The organism is Rahnella perminowiae (assembly GCF_019049695.1).
Classification (GTDB): Bacteria; Pseudomonadota; Gammaproteobacteria; order Enterobacterales; family Enterobacteriaceae; genus Rahnella; species Rahnella perminowiae.
Window position 1 is genome coordinate 26,112 of the sequence record NZ_JAFMOT010000175.1, and the last position, 19,016, is coordinate 45,127.

Annotated in this window: 22 protein-coding genes; 8 read left to right on the forward strand and 14 right to left on the reverse strand. The window is 48.9% G+C overall.

Going from position 1 to position 19,016, the window contains the following annotated elements; translation table 11 throughout:
* Positions 1-151: 151 nt before the first annotated feature.
* Entirely contained in the window at positions 152-718 is a 567-nt protein-coding gene (locus J1781_RS12015) for a TetR/AcrR family transcriptional regulator (protein ID WP_217233688.1), read from the reverse strand.
* Positions 719-901: 183 nt separating this feature from the next.
* Here J1781_RS12015 and J1781_RS12020 point away from each other — a divergent pair, with 183 nt between their 5' ends.
* Positions 902-1,567, forward strand: a complete 666-nt coding sequence (locus J1781_RS12020; RefSeq protein ID WP_217233642.1) for a glutathione S-transferase — start codon at positions 902-904, stop codon at positions 1,565-1,567.
* 2 nt (positions 1,568-1,569) lie between these two features.
* Here J1781_RS12020 and J1781_RS12025 read toward each other — a convergent pair whose 3' ends face one another.
* The 5 genes from J1781_RS12025 to J1781_RS26500 form a co-directional block, all read right to left on the reverse strand.
* Positions 1,570-2,280 carry an ArsR/SmtB family transcription factor gene (locus J1781_RS12025; protein ID WP_217233643.1) on the reverse strand — a complete coding sequence of 237 codons (711 nt, stop codon included), beginning with the start codon at positions 2,278-2,280 and terminating at the stop codon, positions 1,570-1,572.
* Complete coding sequence (locus J1781_RS12030) at positions 2,277-2,669, reverse strand: amino acid-binding protein (RefSeq protein WP_217233644.1); 393 nt, start codon at positions 2,667-2,669, stop codon at positions 2,277-2,279. The genes J1781_RS12025 and J1781_RS12030 overlap by 4 nt, the downstream gene beginning before the upstream one ends.
* The gene (locus J1781_RS12035) at positions 2,662-2,985 is read right to left on the reverse strand and encodes an antibiotic biosynthesis monooxygenase family protein (RefSeq protein WP_217219738.1); all 324 of its coding nucleotides are present in this window, start codon (positions 2,983-2,985) and stop codon (positions 2,662-2,664) included. The genes J1781_RS12030 and J1781_RS12035 overlap by 8 nt, the downstream gene beginning before the upstream one ends.
* A gap of 110 nt (positions 2,986-3,095) precedes the next feature.
* A complete protein-coding gene (locus tag J1781_RS12040) occupies positions 3,096-3,884 on the reverse strand; it encodes an alpha/beta fold hydrolase (RefSeq protein WP_217233645.1) in 789 nt (262 codons plus the stop codon).
* A gap of 121 nt (positions 3,885-4,005) precedes the next feature.
* Positions 4,006-4,089: a DUF6434 domain-containing protein gene (locus J1781_RS26500; RefSeq protein WP_370278370.1), complete on the reverse strand. Its 84-nt coding sequence runs from the start codon at positions 4,087-4,089 to the stop codon at positions 4,006-4,008.
* 65 nt (positions 4,090-4,154) lie between these two features.
* Here J1781_RS26500 and J1781_RS12045 point away from each other — a divergent pair, with 65 nt between their 5' ends.
* The gene (locus J1781_RS12045) at positions 4,155-4,778 is read left to right on the forward strand and encodes a pyridoxamine 5'-phosphate oxidase family protein (protein ID WP_217233646.1); all 624 of its coding nucleotides are present in this window, start codon (positions 4,155-4,157) and stop codon (positions 4,776-4,778) included.
* Positions 4,779-4,945: 167 nt separating this feature from the next.
* Here the strand turns inward: J1781_RS12045 and J1781_RS12050 are convergent, their stop codons facing one another.
* The 4 genes from J1781_RS12050 to J1781_RS12065 all read right to left on the reverse strand — a co-directional run bounded on the left by J1781_RS12050 (position 4,946) and on the right by J1781_RS12065 (position 7,982).
* A complete protein-coding gene (locus J1781_RS12050) occupies positions 4,946-5,686 on the reverse strand; it encodes an SDR family oxidoreductase (RefSeq protein ID WP_217233647.1) in 741 nt (246 codons plus the stop codon).
* Positions 5,687-6,007: 321 nt separating this feature from the next.
* Positions 6,008-6,772 (reverse strand): NADPH-dependent F420 reductase, encoded by a 765-nt coding sequence (locus tag J1781_RS12055; protein WP_217233648.1) that lies wholly within the window; start codon positions 6,770-6,772, stop codon positions 6,008-6,010.
* A gap of 16 nt (positions 6,773-6,788) precedes the next feature.
* Positions 6,789-7,538, reverse strand: a complete 750-nt coding sequence (locus tag J1781_RS12060; RefSeq protein ID WP_408004159.1) for an NADPH-dependent F420 reductase — start codon at positions 7,536-7,538, stop codon at positions 6,789-6,791.
* A gap of 12 nt (positions 7,539-7,550) precedes the next feature.
* Entirely contained in the window at positions 7,551-7,982 is a 432-nt protein-coding gene (locus tag J1781_RS12065; protein WP_238483234.1) for a MarR family winged helix-turn-helix transcriptional regulator, read from the reverse strand.
* Positions 7,983-8,399: 417 nt separating this feature from the next.
* Here J1781_RS12065 and J1781_RS12070 point away from each other — a divergent pair, with 417 nt between their 5' ends.
* On the forward strand, positions 8,400-8,780 hold the full coding sequence (locus J1781_RS12070) for an aminotransferase-like domain-containing protein (RefSeq protein WP_238483523.1): 381 nt from the start codon (positions 8,400-8,402) through the stop codon (positions 8,778-8,780).
* Positions 8,781-8,991: 211 nt separating this feature from the next.
* On the opposite strand, the gene J1781_RS12075 is transcribed toward J1781_RS12070, so the two are convergent.
* Positions 8,992-9,975 (reverse strand): NADPH:quinone reductase, encoded by a 984-nt coding sequence (locus J1781_RS12075; protein ID WP_217233650.1) that lies wholly within the window; start codon positions 9,973-9,975, stop codon positions 8,992-8,994.
* A gap of 149 nt (positions 9,976-10,124) precedes the next feature.
* Here J1781_RS12075 and J1781_RS12080 point away from each other — a divergent pair, with 149 nt between their 5' ends.
* From J1781_RS12080 to J1781_RS12095, 4 genes are all read left to right on the forward strand, one after another.
* Positions 10,125-10,466, forward strand: a complete 342-nt coding sequence (locus tag J1781_RS12080) for a winged helix-turn-helix transcriptional regulator (RefSeq protein ID WP_217219725.1) — start codon at positions 10,125-10,127, stop codon at positions 10,464-10,466.
* Positions 10,467-10,713: 247 nt separating this feature from the next.
* Positions 10,714-11,724: a LacI family DNA-binding transcriptional regulator gene (locus tag J1781_RS12085; protein WP_217233651.1), complete on the forward strand. Its 1,011-nt coding sequence runs from the start codon at positions 10,714-10,716 to the stop codon at positions 11,722-11,724.
* A 126-nt stretch (positions 11,725-11,850) separates the two neighbouring features.
* Positions 11,851-13,272, forward strand: coding sequence for a glycoside-pentoside-hexuronide (GPH):cation symporter (locus tag J1781_RS12090; RefSeq protein ID WP_129955469.1), 1,422 nt, complete (start codon positions 11,851-11,853; stop codon positions 13,270-13,272).
* 83 nt (positions 13,273-13,355) lie between these two features.
* Positions 13,356-14,714, forward strand: coding sequence for a NosD domain-containing protein (locus J1781_RS12095; RefSeq protein ID WP_217233652.1), 1,359 nt, complete (start codon positions 13,356-13,358; stop codon positions 14,712-14,714).
* 104 nt (positions 14,715-14,818) lie between these two features.
* Here the strand turns inward: J1781_RS12095 and J1781_RS12100 are convergent, their stop codons facing one another.
* Together J1781_RS12100 and J1781_RS12105 are read right to left on the reverse strand one after the other, a co-directional pair.
* A complete protein-coding gene (locus J1781_RS12100) occupies positions 14,819-16,180 on the reverse strand; it encodes an MFS transporter (RefSeq protein ID WP_217219719.1) in 1,362 nt (453 codons plus the stop codon).
* A 210-nt stretch (positions 16,181-16,390) separates the two neighbouring features.
* Entirely contained in the window at positions 16,391-17,305 is a 915-nt protein-coding gene (locus J1781_RS12105; RefSeq protein WP_129955472.1) for a GntR family transcriptional regulator, read from the reverse strand.
* A 139-nt stretch (positions 17,306-17,444) separates the two neighbouring features.
* On the opposite strand from J1781_RS12105, the gene J1781_RS12110 reads away from it, so the two are divergent.
* A complete protein-coding gene (locus J1781_RS12110) occupies positions 17,445-18,467 on the forward strand; it encodes a zinc-binding alcohol dehydrogenase family protein (protein WP_217219717.1) in 1,023 nt (340 codons plus the stop codon).
* Between the two features lie 106 nt (positions 18,468-18,573).
* On the opposite strand, the gene J1781_RS12115 is transcribed toward J1781_RS12110, so the two are convergent.
* Positions 18,574-18,741, reverse strand: a complete 168-nt coding sequence (locus J1781_RS12115) for a con-10 family general stress protein (protein ID WP_129955354.1) — start codon at positions 18,739-18,741, stop codon at positions 18,574-18,576.
* Between the last annotated feature and the right edge of the window lie 275 nt (positions 18,742-19,016).

Genomic DNA, 19,016 nt, shown 5'->3' on the forward strand with positions numbered 1-19,016 from the left:
CGCACCCCGACTCATTATGACAACGCTGTTGCCAATAGAGGGACCGATACCCTTAACCGGAATGGCCAATGGTCGATGTTATTTTCACTGCAGGTTGAAACACCGGGAGAGACGCGGGCGTTCTATTTCCTGATGCGTGGCTGTGACCCGTCTAGATGATGGGTATCAGTCCTGTCTGCTGATAAGTCATCATCAGTTCATCAAACAGTTCAGTGTTCTTATGGATCCGTGCAATCAGTTGCGCGCCCGCGACGGCTGTATAAATAGCGAGGGCCTGCTTTTTGTAATCCTCGGAACTACCTGTACCTTTCTCACTAAGCACCTGGCTCAGCCACGCGACGTTTGCATCAACAAAAGCCTGTACTTCAACCTTAACGTCCTGAGGCAGGTCTTCATATTCAGCGGCCATGAAACTGGATAAACACAGCCTGTTATCATCTTCAAGGGATTGACGGAAAACAGCAGGATAACGCTTTAAGGCTTCGCCGGCACTGGCACTTGTGCTGCGTATGGTCTCAAGGTGCTGAGCGGTATCCTGCCAGTATCGGTGGGCAACCGCAGCGCCAAGGCTTGCCTTGCTGTCAAAGTGGTAATAGATACTGGCATTTTTGATACCCACTGCCGATGCAATACTGCGAAAGTTTATCCCGTTATATCCGTGCTTCTGAGCCGCATGTTTCGCCTCAGCCAATATTGCTTCCCGTGCATTTACGCTCATCATCGCCTCTTTCTTAAACACAAGTTCATATCATCACTATACACCTGCCGCCTTAGCCTGCCAACTGACAGGCAGGTGTTGACACTCACAAAATATAGGTCCAACATTAAACTACCAATTGACAGGTAGATATTGGCTATGACTTATCCACTCACATTAACTGGCGTTAAGGACCTTCCTCCGATGAAAATCTATGACTGGTATGACGGGCCTTATCCTGCACGTGTGCGCATTGCGCTTGCAGAAAAAGGATGGCTGTCAAAGACAGAATTTGTCCCGATCAATTTATGGAAGGGTGAGCATAAAAAAAACGAATTTCTCGCCATTAATTATTCGGGCACGCTGCCTGTTCTGGCGCTTGATGACGGCACGCTGATCGCCGAATGTACAGCCATCACACAGTATCTGGATGCACTGGACCCGTCATGCGCGCTGACAGGAACAACGCCGGAAGAGAAGGGCATCATTCATATGATGACGAAGCGTGCTGAAATTGAATTCCTTGATGCAGTAAGCGTGTATTTCCATCACGCTACGCCGGGGCTGGGGCCGGAGGTTGAATTGTATCAAAATCCGGAGTGGGGCAACCGGATGTGCGATAAGGCAATCAGAGGGATGCATTATTTTGATCGCGTTCTACAAACGCAGCCTTATGTCGCCGGTGACGCTTTCTCAATGGCGGATATCGCAGTGATCGGAGGGATGATTTTTGCCGCATTAGTGAAACTTCCCGTACCGGCAGACTGCAATGCATTGCGTGAGTGGTATACCAGAATGCAGGCCAGATCATCCGTTCAGCAATGGAAAGCGATGGTTGATGCAGAGCGCGCCTGCAGAGAAAGGATGTGAGTTCAGGTTAAGTTCAAACCGAACAGGCGATACATTGCACTCTTGCCACTGCCGGTCAGGTGCACCTCGCGATATCCCTGCGTGCGGGTTATCCACCCTTTCTGCAGAAAAAGTGTCATGAGTGCCGAGCCAGCATCACCGCCTAAATGGAAGCGTCTTTCGCTCCAGTCGAGGCATGGACAACAAGACTTACGGCGCGGACGTGAATTAAGCACCGCGCCAAGTTTCTCAAAATGTGTTTTGCCGACTGGCGTCAGCGCAGTGCCGTCAGCCTCAATCCATTTTTCCTGCTGCATAAAATCGTAAATTTTTACAGCCAGTTCTCCTGCCAGATGATCGTAACAGGTTCGTGCGTAACGCAGAGATACCGGCGTCCTGGATTGAGGGGAAATGAGGGGATGCATGGACACTCCCATGAGATTCTCCAGTAACCCGGCGATATGATGGCACGCAAGGCTGTAATACCGGTGGCGCCCCTGAGTCAGACAGATGACCAGCCCGCTGCTGAGAAGTCGGGTAAGATGACCGCTGGTGGTGGATGCAGCAATATCCGCTACCACGCTGAGTTCCGTTGCTGTCCACGCGCGGCCATCCATCAGTGCACACAGAATGCTGACCCTTGATGTGTCAGCGATGGCAGACGCAACCAGTGACATCGATTTCTCTAGCGAATTATCCGGCTCACTGTCATATGCGGTTTTCAGAGGGGTCATTCAGGGTGTATTGCCCATTTTTGAGTGACTTTAGCCGCCCGGATATCGTCATCCGTGACCAGAATAAGCCGGTTACTGTGATCGCTGTACTGTACCAGAATGTTAATGCCATTTTGGGCCATTGTGTCAGCTATTTCTCCGAGTTCTCCTGGCCGTTCCTGAGATAATTTCCTTATCAGAGGGCGGCATACGCGGATGACATCAAAGCCGGCATCCGTCAGAACCTTGCGGGCTTTTTCACCGTCTTCAACCAGGAAATGTGCATGTCCGGCTTCAGGCGTCGAAAATACACCACCTCCTTCAAGTCCTACACCGTTTGTACCCAGCACGCGGCCAAGTGAGCCAAGCGAACCTGGGGTATTACTGAGAATGACGTGAATATCATACATGCTGATGTGCTCCCGTATCAGAAGAGTAATCACGGAATACACGGGCAACGCGTATTCGGTAGAATGAGAAAATTGACTGTTTACCTTCTTTCTGCGCTGCCAGATGCATAACATTTTGTTTCCAGCCCGCCACAGACTCCTCATCTTCCCACCATGACAAAGAAAGGATTTTTCCGGGCGTACTCAGACTCTGGAATCGCTCAATAGAGATAAATCCCGGCGTGTCTGATAATAAGGGTTTCAGCTCAGAGGCAAGCTGAAGATACCTTTCCTGAGCCTCTGGCAGGGCGTCTGCCTCAAAAAGCACTGCAATCATTAGTCTGCTCCGTCGTTAATTTCCAGTCAGTTTATTGCCGACAGAAGCCTGATGCTTCGGTCGTCGCCGAAGCATCAATGTGTTGTGAAAAACGATTAATGATTAATGATTTATATCGATGCCATAATTCCCGCCAATACATCCCCCGGCCTTTCAAGCACGGCCAGATGAGTTCTGGCATTCTCCAAACGTTTCACTTTAAAGAAATCATGCGTTGTAGCGAAACGCTGCTGTAAAGCAAGGTATTCGTCGTTTCTGTCGAGGGAATAGATATGGGTAGCCTTCGGTGGGTTTTTGAGTTTTTCGAGGCGTTGCAGCGGTGAACCGTATTTATGGTAGGCATCGGCGATCACCTGACCTGCAAGTCGCCAAAGCGGGTAGCTGGAGCCAGCCATTTCGGTTTTCAGATGGTGGTTCATGATGGGGGAGTCGCTTCCTGCCAGCCAAAATTCGTAAAGATGATCCCGCGCATATTGCCAGCGATCTTCATGCTGCATTTCTTTGATTGAAGTGAAAAACGCCGCCGCAGGCTGATTCATGATCCAATCAAGGAATATCACTGCAGGCACACGTTCTTTTAAACTTTCCACCAAATCTACAGCTATCCAACTGGCATGGGCAACGGAGACCGGTACTACGCGGGACAGGCTGAGATGTTCAATGAGGGTCAACGCGTCTGTTAATAACGCCGCACCGTCAAAATCCTGACCATCGGTCGATGATTTTCCATGACCACGCCAGTCAATAATGACAACACGGAAGAAAACGGCGGCCAGCTCAGAGAAGTCATTGAAGACGGTTTTTGGCTGGCACCAGCCCGGCATCAGGAAGAGCGTTGTGTCCCCCGTACCGATATCCTGATAATCGATATCGCCATGCTTTGTATGCAAAATAGGCATGTTTTCGCCCTGTAGTGAAGTGAGTGGATAACTAACCTATCCGATCCTTCATCAATTAAACAAGAAATTACTTGTTTAATTGGAGTGTTTAGCGATAAATGACCGGAATTGCCTGCGCCGGTTAATGCGTACGCTGCCATTCATCTGCAATATCTCCCAAGGTTTTTGGAACGTCACTACGTATCCAGGTTATGAAAATAGACATCTAAAAAGCATCAGCGATAACATCTCAGCGTGCATACTGTTTTGAAATCAATGGAGGGGGATAAGATGGCTGAAGAAAACATGCTGATTACTGACAGTAATGAGCTTGAGCAACTTTACGGCGTGGTAGCTAAACCTTCTTTAACAAAGGTGACTGACCATATTCATCCTGCTTACCGGCCTTTTATTGAGGCCTCGCCATTTGTGGCGCTTGCGACATCAGGACCGGAGGGTCTGGACGTATCACCGCGAGGCGATCCAGCAGGCTTCATTCACATCGAGGACGCTAAAACGATACTTTTGCCCGACCGCAGGGGGAATAACCGTATCGATAGTCTGCGCAATATTTTAAATGACAACCGGGTTGCGCTTCTCTTTTTAATCCCCGGCATTGGCGAAACATTGCGTATAACCGGGACAGCTGAAATCCGTAAAGACCCGGCTTTGCTTGATCAATTCTCAATCAATAATCATCCCCCTAAAACGGTGTTGCGCATTTCAGTGAACAGCGTTTTCTTTCAGTGCAGCAGGGCAATTATTCGTTCAAAACTTTGGGATCCTGCCACACAAATTGAGCGCCAGACTCTTCCCAGCACAGGCAGTATCCTGAGTATGATTTCGCAGTCAGAAATTGATGGTTTGGCTTACGACGAGGCCTTGCCCGGACGATTAAAAACCACACTTTACTGATGCTTGCGGAACGTGAGTCCCGGAAAGGTCAGGGGTAGCTGCTGGCAGATGAAAGTCACGCCACGATGCGCGGGGGATCCTCTGCTCTGTTCGTTAAGCCCGCTTCAGGCACGAAGCCGTCTGAAAGGAGAAACTCAGGCGCCTGTAAGCGGGAAGCAGATTTTGTATCAATAGTGAACCAGTCCGCCGTCTACCGCATACTGGCTTCCGGTTACGTAAGACGCATCATCGGAGAGCAGGAAAAGCGCGACAGCGGCAGCTTCATCAGCTGTACCGGCTCGTCTGAGGGGCACCTGGTTTACCACAAAATCCTCAAACTGTTGTCGCGATTCATCGGGCATGAAGTGCCTGAAATTAGTCTCGATGGGCCCGGGTACCAGTGTGTTGGCGCGAATGTTGCGCGTAGCAAGCGAGGCGGCCCAGCTTTTTACCATGGCGACAACGGCGCCTTTGGTTGCCGCATACAGGCTCGTCATTGCCGCGCCTTCATAGACCGAAGACGACGCGGTGACCAACACAGATGCGCCGGGATTCAGCCTTTGGGAAAGTGATGCAAGCTGGAGCATTGGCCCGCGAACATTGGCATTCATCATGCGGTTAAAGGCGTCGGCTGTCACAGATTCAGGGGCACCCACTTCCGCGTAACCCGCATTCAGCCATAATCCGTCAAGTTGTCCCCAACTGCTGACAGCCGTCGCGAGCGCATTAATATCAGCCTCACTGGCTGCATCACTTTTCAGGATCAGTGCAGTGTCCGGTAATAACTTGCGGGCTTGTGCCAGACGTTCTTCACTGAGTCCCGTGATGGCAACTTGCCCACCTTCTTTTACAATGCGCAGCGCACCCGCCAGTCCCATGCCACTGGTACCCCCCGTGATAAGAATACGTTTACCGTGAAATCTGCCCATAACCACTCCTTTTTTATTCTTAAAATCGTCGCTTACCTTACGAAAGTTACACACATCCGTCTTCTGTTCAACGATGCCGTGTTGAAGTGATGGATGACCTGTCAGGATCAACCTGGCCGGGATCTTAAAAAGTGCAGGGAACTAAAAAGGGTGTGCTTACAGGTTCACCTCTGGCACGGAGCGGACAATATAATCGTCCGCTGTGAGCGAAAAAAGGACGTATGCTTTCTCGCTCATATATCGATAAATGGAACAGGGCTTAATGAGAAATGGTGATATTCCAGAGCAGATTTTAGTGCAGTCAGTAATACGGCTTGCGGATTACATAAAAAGAGCCCGGTGTAAGCGAACAATATAATCTGCATTCGGATTGGATCGTTTATCGCCCATTCGTTCCTGAATTGCCTGCACAGCAATATCCCGACGCGCGGGCAGCCGTGATTTTTCCGTTGCGGCGAGCGCCAACTTCATTTCATTGTATGTGAGATCCGTACAGTAGCAGGGCGCGCCCGGCTGTTGACGCCATGACTCCTCAAGCGTGCCCGCATCGAAGGCGTCGAACCCTGTTTCATTGACAAGACTCATAACCACTTTTTTGTGCTCTTCGATATTCCCCGCCACAGGAATTGAAATACGTACTTCCGTTGCTTCTGCTGTACCTTTTGTCGCGAGAGAATCTGAACCTATTGCATTCCACACCTTTACCAGAGGGCGGTTCAGGAGATGCGCCACCCACAGGCTTTCGACCTGACCATCTGAGAACGTATCAATGTTGCCGTCGCGATGGGGATAATAGTTTGACGTATCAGCAACGATAACATGCTGGGGTAACTTTCTTATCAGAGGGGCGATATCCACAAGCTTCGCCATAGGTATGGACAGAATAACAACCTGCGCATTTTGCATGGCGCAGGCAGCATCGGCCGCTTCAGCACCCGTTGCAAGCACGTCGGGGGCTATCGTTTCAGGGCCGCGTGAATTTGCAACCTTAACGGAGTGCCCGGCAGATGCGAGACTGCGCGCAAGCGTTTTACCGATATGGCCTGTTCCCAGGACAGCAATGCGGTACTTTTCATTATTAGTCATAAAGTTACCTTTTGAATCAGGCCGTTACTTCACGGTTACGTTTGACGATAGCATCATGAGTGAGTTGAGCGCCTGCAGATGTGAATTCCTCGATTAGCGCATCTCTGTTCAATGGAGCGCGGGTTTTATTCGCTGCCTGCAGGGCCGCTTCAAGCTCTCCTGCTTTCAGCTCAGTGCAATAGGCTGGCGTGCCGGGCTGTTGCCGCCATGATTCGCTGAGCGTACCGGCGTCAACGGCATCGAAACCGGTCTGACTCACCAGTTCCAGCGCAACAGATTTTGCTGCCGGATTATCGCCGGCAACCGGAATAGCGATACGGGACGGAGAACCGGCCGCCAGCCCTTTATCTTTCAGCGTCTCGGCCAGAACAGCGTTCCAGGCTTTGACAAGAGGCCGCCTGACTATTTCACTGGCGTACACGCTTTCAGGTTTGCCTTCACGGATTTTTTCAATGTCTCCGTCGCGGAAGGGGTAGTAATTAGACGTATCAATGACAATTACGCTTTCCGGGATGTTGTGCAGGAGTTCAGCCAGTTCAGCATGCTTGTCAAAAGGTATGGAGAGGATGATAACCTCCACATCGCGTACTGCCTCCTGGCGCTCAACCGCCACTGCGCCTGCCTTGCGTGCCAGCTCTGAAATCGTTTCCGGGCCTCTTGAATTGGCCAGTTTGACCGTATGACCTTGCTCAGAGAGCTTATGTGCCAGCGTCGCACCAATATTTCCTGCGCCAATAATGCCTATTTTCATACCAGTACCTTTTATCTGCGTGGGGGGTTAGCGGTTATCAGCAGGATGGGCAAAATTATTCAGGGTATCTCGTAACTCCTCGAGCTTTGCATCCGATAACTGACAGGCTGATTTGATTCTTTCGGTCACGCGCCACAGCTCGTTTTGCAAAGCGCGTCCGTTATCCGTAAGGGTAATGAGCACCCGCCTTTCGTCCGCGCGGTCCCGCGTGCGGAGTATGCGACCGGCGGATTCAAGCCGTTTAAGAATGGGCGTAATGGTGCCGGTATCCATGCCGAGCTTATTACCGATCTCACCCACGGTGCGTGGTGTGCCGTTAAACAACTCCAGCATGACCAGATACTGCGGAAAGGTAAGCCCCAGCGGGTCCAGGAATGGCTTATGTAACCGGTTCATGCGGTTCGCCGCACCGTAGAGCGCAAAAGAAAGTTGTGTTCCTGTTTCCTGTCGCGACTGCATATTCATACTCCAGTCTCTTATCTTGTTGTTGATTATCTTGCGTACAAGATAAAGCATATAGTAACCCTTTCGTCAGTTAAAGTGTGATGAATGAGTAATTCGTGCGCTATTACAATGACCATAAATCAGGGAAGAAGGCTCAAGGCTGACGGGGTGCTATAGCTCTGCGTGATTCGAACAGGCCCGCCTTTGGTACGGAGCGGCTTGGTCCGAGGGACATGTCGTCTGCTAAGAACGAGAAACGGAAGTACGAAATCGTTCTGACTACCGGGGACGTATTTCAAAACATCCCGTGTGTTAATCAACGGGGGAGCAGATCAAAGAGGGAAAATTGATCCGAATATCTGGTCATGCCGCAGGAGGCAGTGACGCGCTTCAGCGAGCTGGGGGGAAATTCTTGAAACCGGCCTGCCGCTGTTGCCGCAAAAGATCCTTGCGCAGTTTCTCAGCGAAGGGCACTTCTACCGCCATCTTAAAAAAATGCGCATTCTCTATCAGCAGCGTCGTCGCATAATGCTTGAGGCTATTGAGACGAGCTTTCCGGGGCTGTCTGGATTTGAGCTGACCGATGGCGGGATGCACATTGTTACTTTTCTGCAGCGTGGCATTCAGGACAATGCGCTGGCCGTGCTATGGAGGCAGCACGAGCTCTACGTGCGGCCTCTCTCCAGCGGGTATGCGCAGACTCAGAAGCGTTACGGGCTGGTGATTGGCTATACCGATATCCGATCGTTTGAACAGGCGCAGCAAATCTTACAGCGTGTGGCAGACGAGACCCGTGCGTTGATGCAGTCGTAACGGTACTCTTTTACAGATGTGGTATGCGATGCGCCACCAGTCGCGTGGGTGTCCTGTGCAGACGGATACGATTTCCTTTTTCGGAAAAAGCAGCCATAGAAAATTTTTCTACGGCAGATAATTGAGGGATTTCAGGGCGATTTCGCTCACCGTAATCTTTCAGGCTTACCTGTTACTAAATAACCTCGCGTTGCACTAATTATTGAGCCAGTCAGAGGTGTACGAGGACCTTGCCGATGACTTCAGAAGATTCTACAGCGTAGTGAGCATCCGCTATTTGCTCAAGAGGCAGATTTAAGCCTATTACGGGTGAATAGTTCCCCGTTTCAAGGCAGGCATTAATATCTGCTGCGCTGGCTTGTTTCAGTTCACGAGGTACGTTGTATATATACACAAAGCGGAGTACACAACCGTGTGTCATGGCCTTAAGAAGTGGGACGGAAATTTCTTCTGTTGCGCGACTTGTTGCATAAGCGCTGATGACACCTCCCTGAGACAAACAAGCCAGATTGGTATCAAAATTCTCTTTCAAAGCCACATCGACAATATGATCAACACCGAGATTCTCAGTATTTGCCAAAATAGTACGTGCCACATCGTCAGCTGAACGGTTGAGCACCAAATCTGCACCACGAGTTCTCGCTATTTCTGCCTGTTTTGCATTGCTCACCGTGGTAGCGACCCATGCCCCCGCCCATTTTGCTAATGATATTGCTGCTGTTCCTACTGCGCCGGCCCCGCCATGAATAAGGACCCGACAGCCTTTCAGATCACCATCGGAAAACAGACAACGGTGGGCGGTGAGTGCGGGGATGCCGAGTGACGCACCTGTTTCAAATGAAACGTTGTCAGGGAGCCTGACGGCCTGAAGTGCCGGAACAGCAACAAACTCAGCCGCAGTGCCTGTCGCCCGGCCATATTGCGCCTCATAAAGCCAGACACGTTCACCGAGTCGTTCAGATGATACGTTCCCGCCCACTGCCTCAATCACACCTGCACCATCCTGATGGGGAATGATACGTGGATAGGGCATTTTCGCAGAGAAACCTGTTCTGGCCTTAATGTCCGTCGGATTGATTCCGGAGACAGAAATACGCACGAGCACTTCATCAGGACCTGGTGCCGGTTTGGATACTTCGCCAATTTTCAGCACATCATGAGCATGGCCCTGGGTTTCATAAAACGCAGCTTTCATAATTTATAACCCATTCATTATACGACTAAAAAATTCATGGCCATATCAGCCACCTCTGCGGAGATACTCTAGTGGTTATAAGCTCTGTTGGAAAGTAGGCACACTTTTGATATATAGAGATAAAAAGTATACTAATGGAGTGTTTGAGGATGACGACTCAGCAAGAACGGAATTACCGGTGTACCGTCGAAGCAACAATTGCAGTAGCGGGTGGCAAGTGGAAACCGCTGATCATTTACTATCTGCTCACGGGAACCAAGCGGTTTGGCGAGCTCCGTAAGCTTATCGGCGGGGTCACACAGCGTTCATTGACGTTACAACTCAGGGAACTTGAAGCTCATGGCATTATTTCCCGGGAAATATTTGCTGAAGTTCCTCCACGCGTCGAATATTCACTGACTGAGTTGGGTTTTACGCTTGAGCCGGTACTCGACACGATGAAGCGCTGGGGAGACACCTATATATTCTGGCAACAAAGAGATGATAAATAATCAAGATTCTATCTTTGGGCGTTGCCTTTGCTTTTATTGCGGCCCTTGTAATGCTGGTGGCGGGCATCCACTGATTGGATTAGTTGCGAATGATGTAGCAGCAATCCGGGATGCGTTTAGCGACTCAGGCCGAACTGAGCGGGCAGACAAGGTTTCATGTAACGCAACAACATGTGAACTGGCTTACATTTTTGACCTGCATCACAATTTATAGTGACAGAATTGTTAAACGACGCATCTCATTATCATGGCATCCATTAAAGACGTAGCGAAAAAAGCGGGAGTATCAACGGCTACCGTATCGCGAGTGCTGAATAATCACCCCAGCGTGATACCTGAAACACGCAAAGCGGTGCGTGATGCCATGGATTACCTGTGTTATGTGCCCAGTAAGAGCGCGTTCCAGCTGAGTGGTAAATGTTCCGGGCTGATTGCCGTCGTCGTGCCAAATCTCGTCAATCCTCACTTTTGCGAGTTGCTGGCGACATTTGAAGAAGAGGCAAGGTACATTGGAAAATCGGTGATTGTTAAGACACACCAGAATCAACCGCAACAGGATAAGCAGATTATCCACACCTTAATTGGTATGGGAATTGACAGTCTGCTCTGGGTGCCAACAGAAGCAGAGGCCGAACTTTCTGAATGGTTAACCGCTACCCATATTCCGGTCGCGGTAGTCACGCAGGTTTCACGTTTTTTTAATTCCGTCTCTATCAACCAGAGTAAAGGTGCGGAAAGTATCGCGGAACATTTTATACAAACCGGGCATACCACCTTTGGGTTTGTTGCCCAGGAGGGCGTTGATAATCGTAAAGTCTCCGCCTGGAGTAAAAAAATTACCGGTCAGGGGCTGACTTTCAATAAAGAGAACCAATTCTGGATAGCGAAAGGGGAAGGGGAGAGAACGTCGGGACATATCAGTATCCTTGACAAGATTATCGAGAAATTAACACTCCGGCGAAACGAATGTTCATGCCTTTGGGTATATAACGATGTCGCTGCCAGCTATATTATCGACGGATTAAAGAAGCAAGGGATTTCTGTTCCTCAGGATATTGCGATCGCCAGTTTCGATAACACCTTACTGGCGCAAACAAAGGGTATTACCAGCGTTGCACAGCCGATACATGAAATTGCACATCTGGCATTCCAGATGGTTAAAAACCAAAGCAAACAAGAAGGGATCGAAATGTATGAAATTGTCTCCCGGTTAATTATACGTGAGAGTAGCGTCAATATGGATATCACGACCTTTTAATTTCTATATTCCATTATTTAACGTTGCCAGTAGGATAAAACCTATTCCCTTTCTGTTATCAGTACGGGTATGGGTCATAAAAACCCGTGCTTCAAATTTATGACTGCGCATTATCGAGGTAATATTATGTCTGCCACTGTAATGGAAAAACAAAGTGCTTACACAAAGTTGAGTCTAAAAGAAAAGATCGGCTACGGAATGGGTGATGCAGGTTCCTGTATGATCTGGAGCGTGCTGGCACTTTATCTGACATGGTTTTATACCGATGTATATGGTTTATCTCCAGGCATCGTAGGGACATTATTCCTGGTAATACGTATTTTCGATGCCTTCAGCGATCCCATCATGGGGGCAATTTGCGACCGGACACACAGCAAATGGGGTAAATTCCGCCCCTGGTTATTGTGGATGGCTGTGCCCTTTGGTCTGGGTGCCATATTGATGTTCACCACGCCTGATTTAAGCATGAACGGAAAAATCATTTATGCGTGGGTGACTTATCTGATCATGTCGTTGATTTACACCGCCATTAATATCCCCTATTGCTCGGTCGCAGGCGTGATTACGCTGAACCAAAAGGAACGACTGGGTTGTCTGTCATGGCGTTTCTTTCTCAATGGTCTGGCGACACTTATTGTCTCCTCCTCCATTTTACCGTTAACCGACTGGCTGGGTAACGGTAACCGTGCATCGGGTTTTCAGTTGACGATGATGATTATGGGCGGAGCCGCGACCTTGATGTTTCTGTTCTGTTTTTCCAGTATTAAAGAGCGTGTGGTTTCTATTAAGCCCAACGATTCCCTGATGAAGGATTTAAAAGATATCGCCAGGAATGATCAATGGTTATTGATGATTTCGATTACGTTTCTGAACGTTTTCCCTGCATTTATTCGTGGTGCGGTGACTATCTATTATGCTACCTATGTCATGCAGGCCTCAGTAGGATTTATTACTTTATTTATGGCGCTCGGCGTTGCCTGCAATATGTTGGGCAGTGTGATAGCGAAGCCACTCACTGACCGATTTGATAAAATAAAGCTATTCCGGATTATTAATATCATCCTGGGTATCCTATCTTTCGCATTGTGGTTCGTCGACCCGAAGTCACTGACACCGCTGTTAAGCTTATTTATCATTATTAATATCCTGCATTTAATTCAGTCCGGTCCTATTCTCTGGGCCATGATGTCCGATGTTGATGACTATGGTGACTGGAAATTCGGTAAGCGCCTGACCGGTATATCCTTTGCCGGTAATCTCTTTATGCTCAAAATGGGGCTGGCTGTCGCCGGAGCCATCGTCGCCTGGATATTGTCATTCACCGGTTATGTAGCCAATAAACCTGAGCAAAATGCACAAACCATACAGGGCATCGTTATCATGTTCTCGTTGCTGCCGATGGTAAGTTATTTTATCAGCGCGTTCATGGTGCGTTACTTCAAACTCAATAATACCCTTGTTGAAAAAATAAAAGTTGATCTCGCAAAACGTGAACTGGAAAACGGTTCAGATCAGTCGCAGGAGTTTAAGGATATCCCCGTGCATTAATGTCAGTAAGAGTCCTTACGACTGCGCCGGATACGTTGCGCTACCAATTTATCACTTATTAATGTCAAAGAAGGATGTTACACATGCCAAGTCAAAACTATTATGATGTCACTGACTGGAATCAAGGTAATCCGTATGAAGATATTGGCGAGGTCATTAACAGTATTATCGCGGATATTAAAAGCAGGCAAACGGATACGAATGTTAATCAAGGCGGAAAGCCGGGGGCGGTTATCTATATTCCACCCGGTGATTATCCTCTCCTCACGCAAGTTGTTATAGATATCAGCTATCTGAAAATCATGGGTTCCGGGCATGGATTCACCTCTTCAAGTATCCGGTTTAATACGCCTGAGAGTGAATGGGTTAACTGGCACGAAGTGTGGCCAGGTGGAAGCCGTATCCTCGTTGAACTGCCCGCAGGTGTTGGCACGAAAGAATCCGACGGCGCCGCTTTTTACGTCGCGCGCAGCGGGGATCCGCGGATAAGTTCGGTCGAGTTCGCTGATTTTTGCATCGATGGTTTGCACTTTGTTGATGACGGTTCAGGAAATGATGATCCTGAAAACACCTATCTCAACGGTAAAACGGGCATTTATATTGCCAGCGCGCAGGATTCATTCCGCATCAGCGGCATGGGCCTGGTGTATTTAGAGCATGGCGTGACTGTCTATAATGCCGATGCTCTGGCGATACATAATAATTTCATTGCTGAGTGTGGTAACTGTATAGAATTACGCGGGTCGGGTCAGGCCTCAAAAGTCACCGATAATCTGATCGGCGCGGGTTATCGAGGTTACTCAATTTATGCGCAGAACTTTGGCGGCCTTCTGATCACTGCAAACAACATTTTCCCGCGCGGCAAAAGCAGTATTCATTTTTCGGGTGTAGTACGTTCGTCCGTCAGCAGTAACCGGTTCCATTCATTTTATCCGGGAATGCTGGTCTTTGAGGGCAGTTGTTCAGAAAACCTGGTATCTGCAAATCATTTCTTCCGTGAGCGTGAACCCTGGGGCCCGATGCAGCCTTACAACAATGGTTTAGATGATTTGTATGGCCTGCTGTATATCAGCGGCGATCATAATTCGATCATTGCCAATCATATTTCGGAAACGATAGATACTCAGTACATTACCCCGCCAGGAGCGAAACCGGTGATCATCCGAGTGGTAGCAGGTCAGGGGAATTATATTTCTGATAATCATGTTGTTGCTACAACCGAAGCATCGCAAGTGCAGGACGCTACAGGCTCTTGTTTCTCTACACAAGTGAGCTCATTACTGGCGACTCAGGGGTTGCAAGCGCTTGACGTGACCACGGTACAGATTGAAAAAGAGTCCATTCAAAATACCATTCTTGATTCCGGTAGTGATGCTCAGGTTGTAGTGGACAAGGCAGTCAACGCCTTCAGGTCTACTCCTGTTCCGGGCCTGCCGGTGTAATAACGGCAGTAACGCCCGTCATTATCGCTATTCCTGCATCAGACGGGCACTCCCGTCTGATCCACCCTAACTGAGTCTCTATAATACAAATCAACCTTCAGCTTTTAATCTTTTCGCGGGTCGCTAATAGGCTGCCGTACGAGTATTACATAAGCCAGCGCTCCCAGCGCCGTAACACAACCACAAATGATCAGTGCCAGACGGAAAGAGTGGGTGGTATCCACGATAAAACCCGTAACAATCGGCGCAAACGACGCGCAGAGAAAGCTGGCAAAGTTTTGAATGCTGCCGACCGATGCCGTCATGCGTGATGCCACTGCGACATGAATCAAACCCCAGCATGAGGTACCGGCAAAATGAATACAGAACAGCGCCATGCCGATGAGAAGCACTGCGCTCATGGATGTTGTGGCCTGCGGCACTAAAAAGGTAAAGGCCGCTGAACAGAGCATGCCCGTAATGATGCAAATTTTGCGGCTCCTGATCGGGGCCATTCCCCGTCTCACCAGCCAGTCTGTGACGAAACCGTTAATCAACATACCGGCCGCACCAAACAGGAAGGGGATAGCCGCCATCATCCCGGTGCTTTTTAAGTCAAGGTTATACGCAGTTTGCAAGTAGCCGGGGAGCCAGGCCAGATACAGCCACGCGGTGTAGTTAATGCCACTGAATCCCAGCATCATTCCCCACATGGTGCGGTTACGGAACAGGCTGCGCCATTCTGCAAAGCTCAGCGGGTCCCGACGCGCGTTAATACTGCCGGCATTCAGATAGGCCTGCTCTACGGTGGTCAGCTCCACGTTCTCGCGGTTCCGGTAAAGCATATACCAGCCGATGGCCAGGAACACACCCAAAATACCGATAGTAATAAACATCAGACGCCAGCCCATCAGGAGCATCATCGCTGCCAGAATCGGCGGGCTGATGGCTACACCAATGGTGGATGCGGCGTTGAAAACCCCCATAGGCTTTCCGCGCTCTTTAATGTTGAACCAGTCGTTGATCACCTTGACGCCACAGGGGTTCATTGGCGCTTCGCCGATACCCATGCCTATCCGTACCAGGATAAACTGTGTGAAGGTATGCACCATGCCTGACATTGCCTGGAAGAGTGACCAGAAAAACATGCCCAGGCCAAGCATAATACGCGGACCTTTGCGGTCAAGCAGGGGGCCGCAGGGCAGTTGTGCGAAACCATAAGCCAGGGAGAACACGGATAACAGTGCACCAATTTCAGTGGCACTCAGTCCCAGGTCATGACGGATAGTCAGGTTCGCGACAGACAGGGAACTGCGGTCAAGATAATTAATCACTGCGGCAAAAAATAGCAAGATCATTGCCGTTGTCTGGATCCGTTTAATACGTGCAGAGCGCTCTAATAAACCGTTTGGCGGAACTGGGATGTCCGCGAATGTGGTCTGATCAAACGTTGTCTGCCGGTCGAGGGTAATATTATTTTTTTCCACGCCAGACTCCTGAGATTTGATTATTACTTTTCATTAATGGATTAATGGAAAGGTCTCATTAATTCCTCAGGGGAGGATTGTTATCATCTCCTGACGAATCTTCCGTCGTATAACCGACGTGGTATTGAAAATAGGAGTGGCATTTTATTTTGCGTTTAACTTTTAACTGAAGCGTGCGCCTGATAATGGTTTACTGCTTTTAATCGGTACTTAATGGAAAACGGACGCAGTCTGATTGATGGAGCGGACCATCGATTGTTTGGCTGTCTGGAGGTGGTTACGCATCGCCAGCATGGCGTCCATATCGCTGCGGCAAATCAGGGCACTCAGAATGGTCATATGCTCATCAATGGCAATAATATTGCGCTGCTTCAGGTCACTTTCATCCCACTGGTAGTGGAAATGAAAGATGACAGAAATAATCTCAAGTGACTGATCGAAAAATATATTATCGGCTGCAGAAAGCAGTAACCCGTGAAACTCCCGGTCCAGGGAAGAGAACTTGCGAAAACTGTCGCCAATGCTGTCACGAAGGGTCCGGTGACGTTCAAGCAGCGCTTTTGCCTGAAACCAGCGGGGGTCATCAGCAGGCAGATTTAAAAAGCGCTGAAGGGCGTGGGTCTCCAGCATCTCCCTCAGTTCAAACAGTTGCTCCGCATAGCGTTGATCAAACCGTTTCATGCTCCAGTGACCCCGTTTCTCGCTTTCAATCAGGTTGTAGCGGCCAAATTTCAGGAGGTATTCACGTACTACAACCGGGCTGACACCCGCAGCACGCGCGAGCTGAAGTTCTGAGAACGATTCTCCGGCGCGAAGCTGACGCTGATTTATCATCGAGAAAAATGCCTGTTCGAAGATTTTTGTTTGTGCCTCCAGCGGTTCACCGGAGCAGGCAAAACCGTCGTTATTCTCTGGCTTACGCAAGATCAGGTAATCACTTCCTGCAGCCTGCAATACGCCACACTCGCAGAGATGAGCAAGAATATGACGGACTGTGGTGCGGCTAACGTTGTACATCTCCGCGAGTGAACTTTGGGATGGGAGCGGTGAAGGGATATGCCCCCGATCCATATCATAGATAACCTGGTTGACAACGTTATGACGTAACTTTTGTGACCGGCTCATGGGTGATCCTTATGTTTCTTGCTATTAAAAACGGTTTTAAAACCGTTTTATGAGTCGGGTTTCACAAATCAATTTTCTTATTTCACGATTTTTGTTTTTTTCATTGATACCTGGGTTAACAAAACAGGAGAAATGAATCATGACGACAATGAATGCCCTGATATGCCAGGAACCTACATCACTTATCTGGAAACAACGCGCAATTCCGGTTCCCGGTGATAATGATGCGCTGCTAAAAATTAAAACCGTGGGTATTTGCGGAACGGATATACATGCGTGGCGCGGGAAACAGCCTTTTTTCAGCTATCCGCGAGTACTGGGTCATGAAATATGCGGGGAGATAGTCAGGCTGGGCAAAAATATTCACCAATTTAATACCGGACAACAGGTTTCCGTTATTCCCTATGTCGCCTGTCATCAATGCCCGGCTTGCCTCACGGGGAATACCAACTGTTGTGAAAAGATATCAGTGATCGGCGTTCATCAGGATGGTGGGTTCTGTGAATATCTGAGCATACCTGCCAGCAATTTGCTTGATGCGGAGGGTATAGACCCCGAAGCCGCAGCGCTGACCGAACCTTTTGCTATCAGTGCTCATGCCGTTCGCCGCGCCGCCATCAGCCCCGGCGATCAGGTGCTGGTCGTGGGCGCAGGTCCGATTGGCCTGGGGGTGGCGGCCATTGCCAAAGCGGACGGGGCCCGGGTTGTGGTGGCTGATACCAGTCCGGAACGTCGTCAGCATGTAAAAGAAAAATTGGGATTACTGAGTATCGATCCCTCAGAAGAGAACTTTGACGTTCAGTTGTGTGGAGCATTTGGCGGTTCTCTGGCGCAGAAGCTTATTGATGCCACCGGCAACCAGCAGGCCATGAACAATGCAGTCAATCTGATCCGTCATGGCGGTAGCATCGTTTTTGTCGGGTTATTTAAAGGGGATCTGACTATTTCAGATCCTGAGTTCCATAAAAAAGAAACCACCATGATGGGCAGCCGTAACGCAACCCGGGAGGATTTTGAAAAAGTGGGCAGGCTGATGGCTGACAGAGTGTTAACGGCGGACATGATGCTGACGCACCGTTATCCATTTAGCGGGCTGGCCGAAATCTACGAAGAAAAAATCATCAATAACTGCCAGCTCATCAAAGGCGTTATTCAGTTCTGACATCTTTAGCTTAACCAACGTGGAAGCCAAAGGTAAGGCCCGCAGAATTATCCACGGGCCTTTAATGCTAATACATAACTACATAACATTCATACGATTAAGCTAACTAATCATTGTCATGGCTATGCTGTCCACCTTTTTTACCGGCTTCGCTTGCGCGTTCACGGTCATTCGCGAAGTTCCCCCCGCTTTTTTGTCCGCCTTTTTTACCGGCTTCAGATGCTCTTTCTGGATCTTCTGCAAAATTACCTGAACCACCACGATGTTCGGCCATAATGTCCTCCTATCGGATTTTAAAAGTTATTTACTTGTAACATCATCCTTAATGGGATTTCTTATAAAGATGATATTTCCTGAAGAGCATGTGCTCACTTCTAATAATAGCGTGTATTAATAATGCGTCAAGTCGGGTGTCGCTAAAAATTAAATAATCATCTCCGCGTGAAACAGCAAGAGTAATATCTTTACTTTTAATATCAGACATAATTCGTTGTTTTGTAAAATATAACATATGTTGCGTGGTGGAATGCTGGATTTTATTAAGAAAAG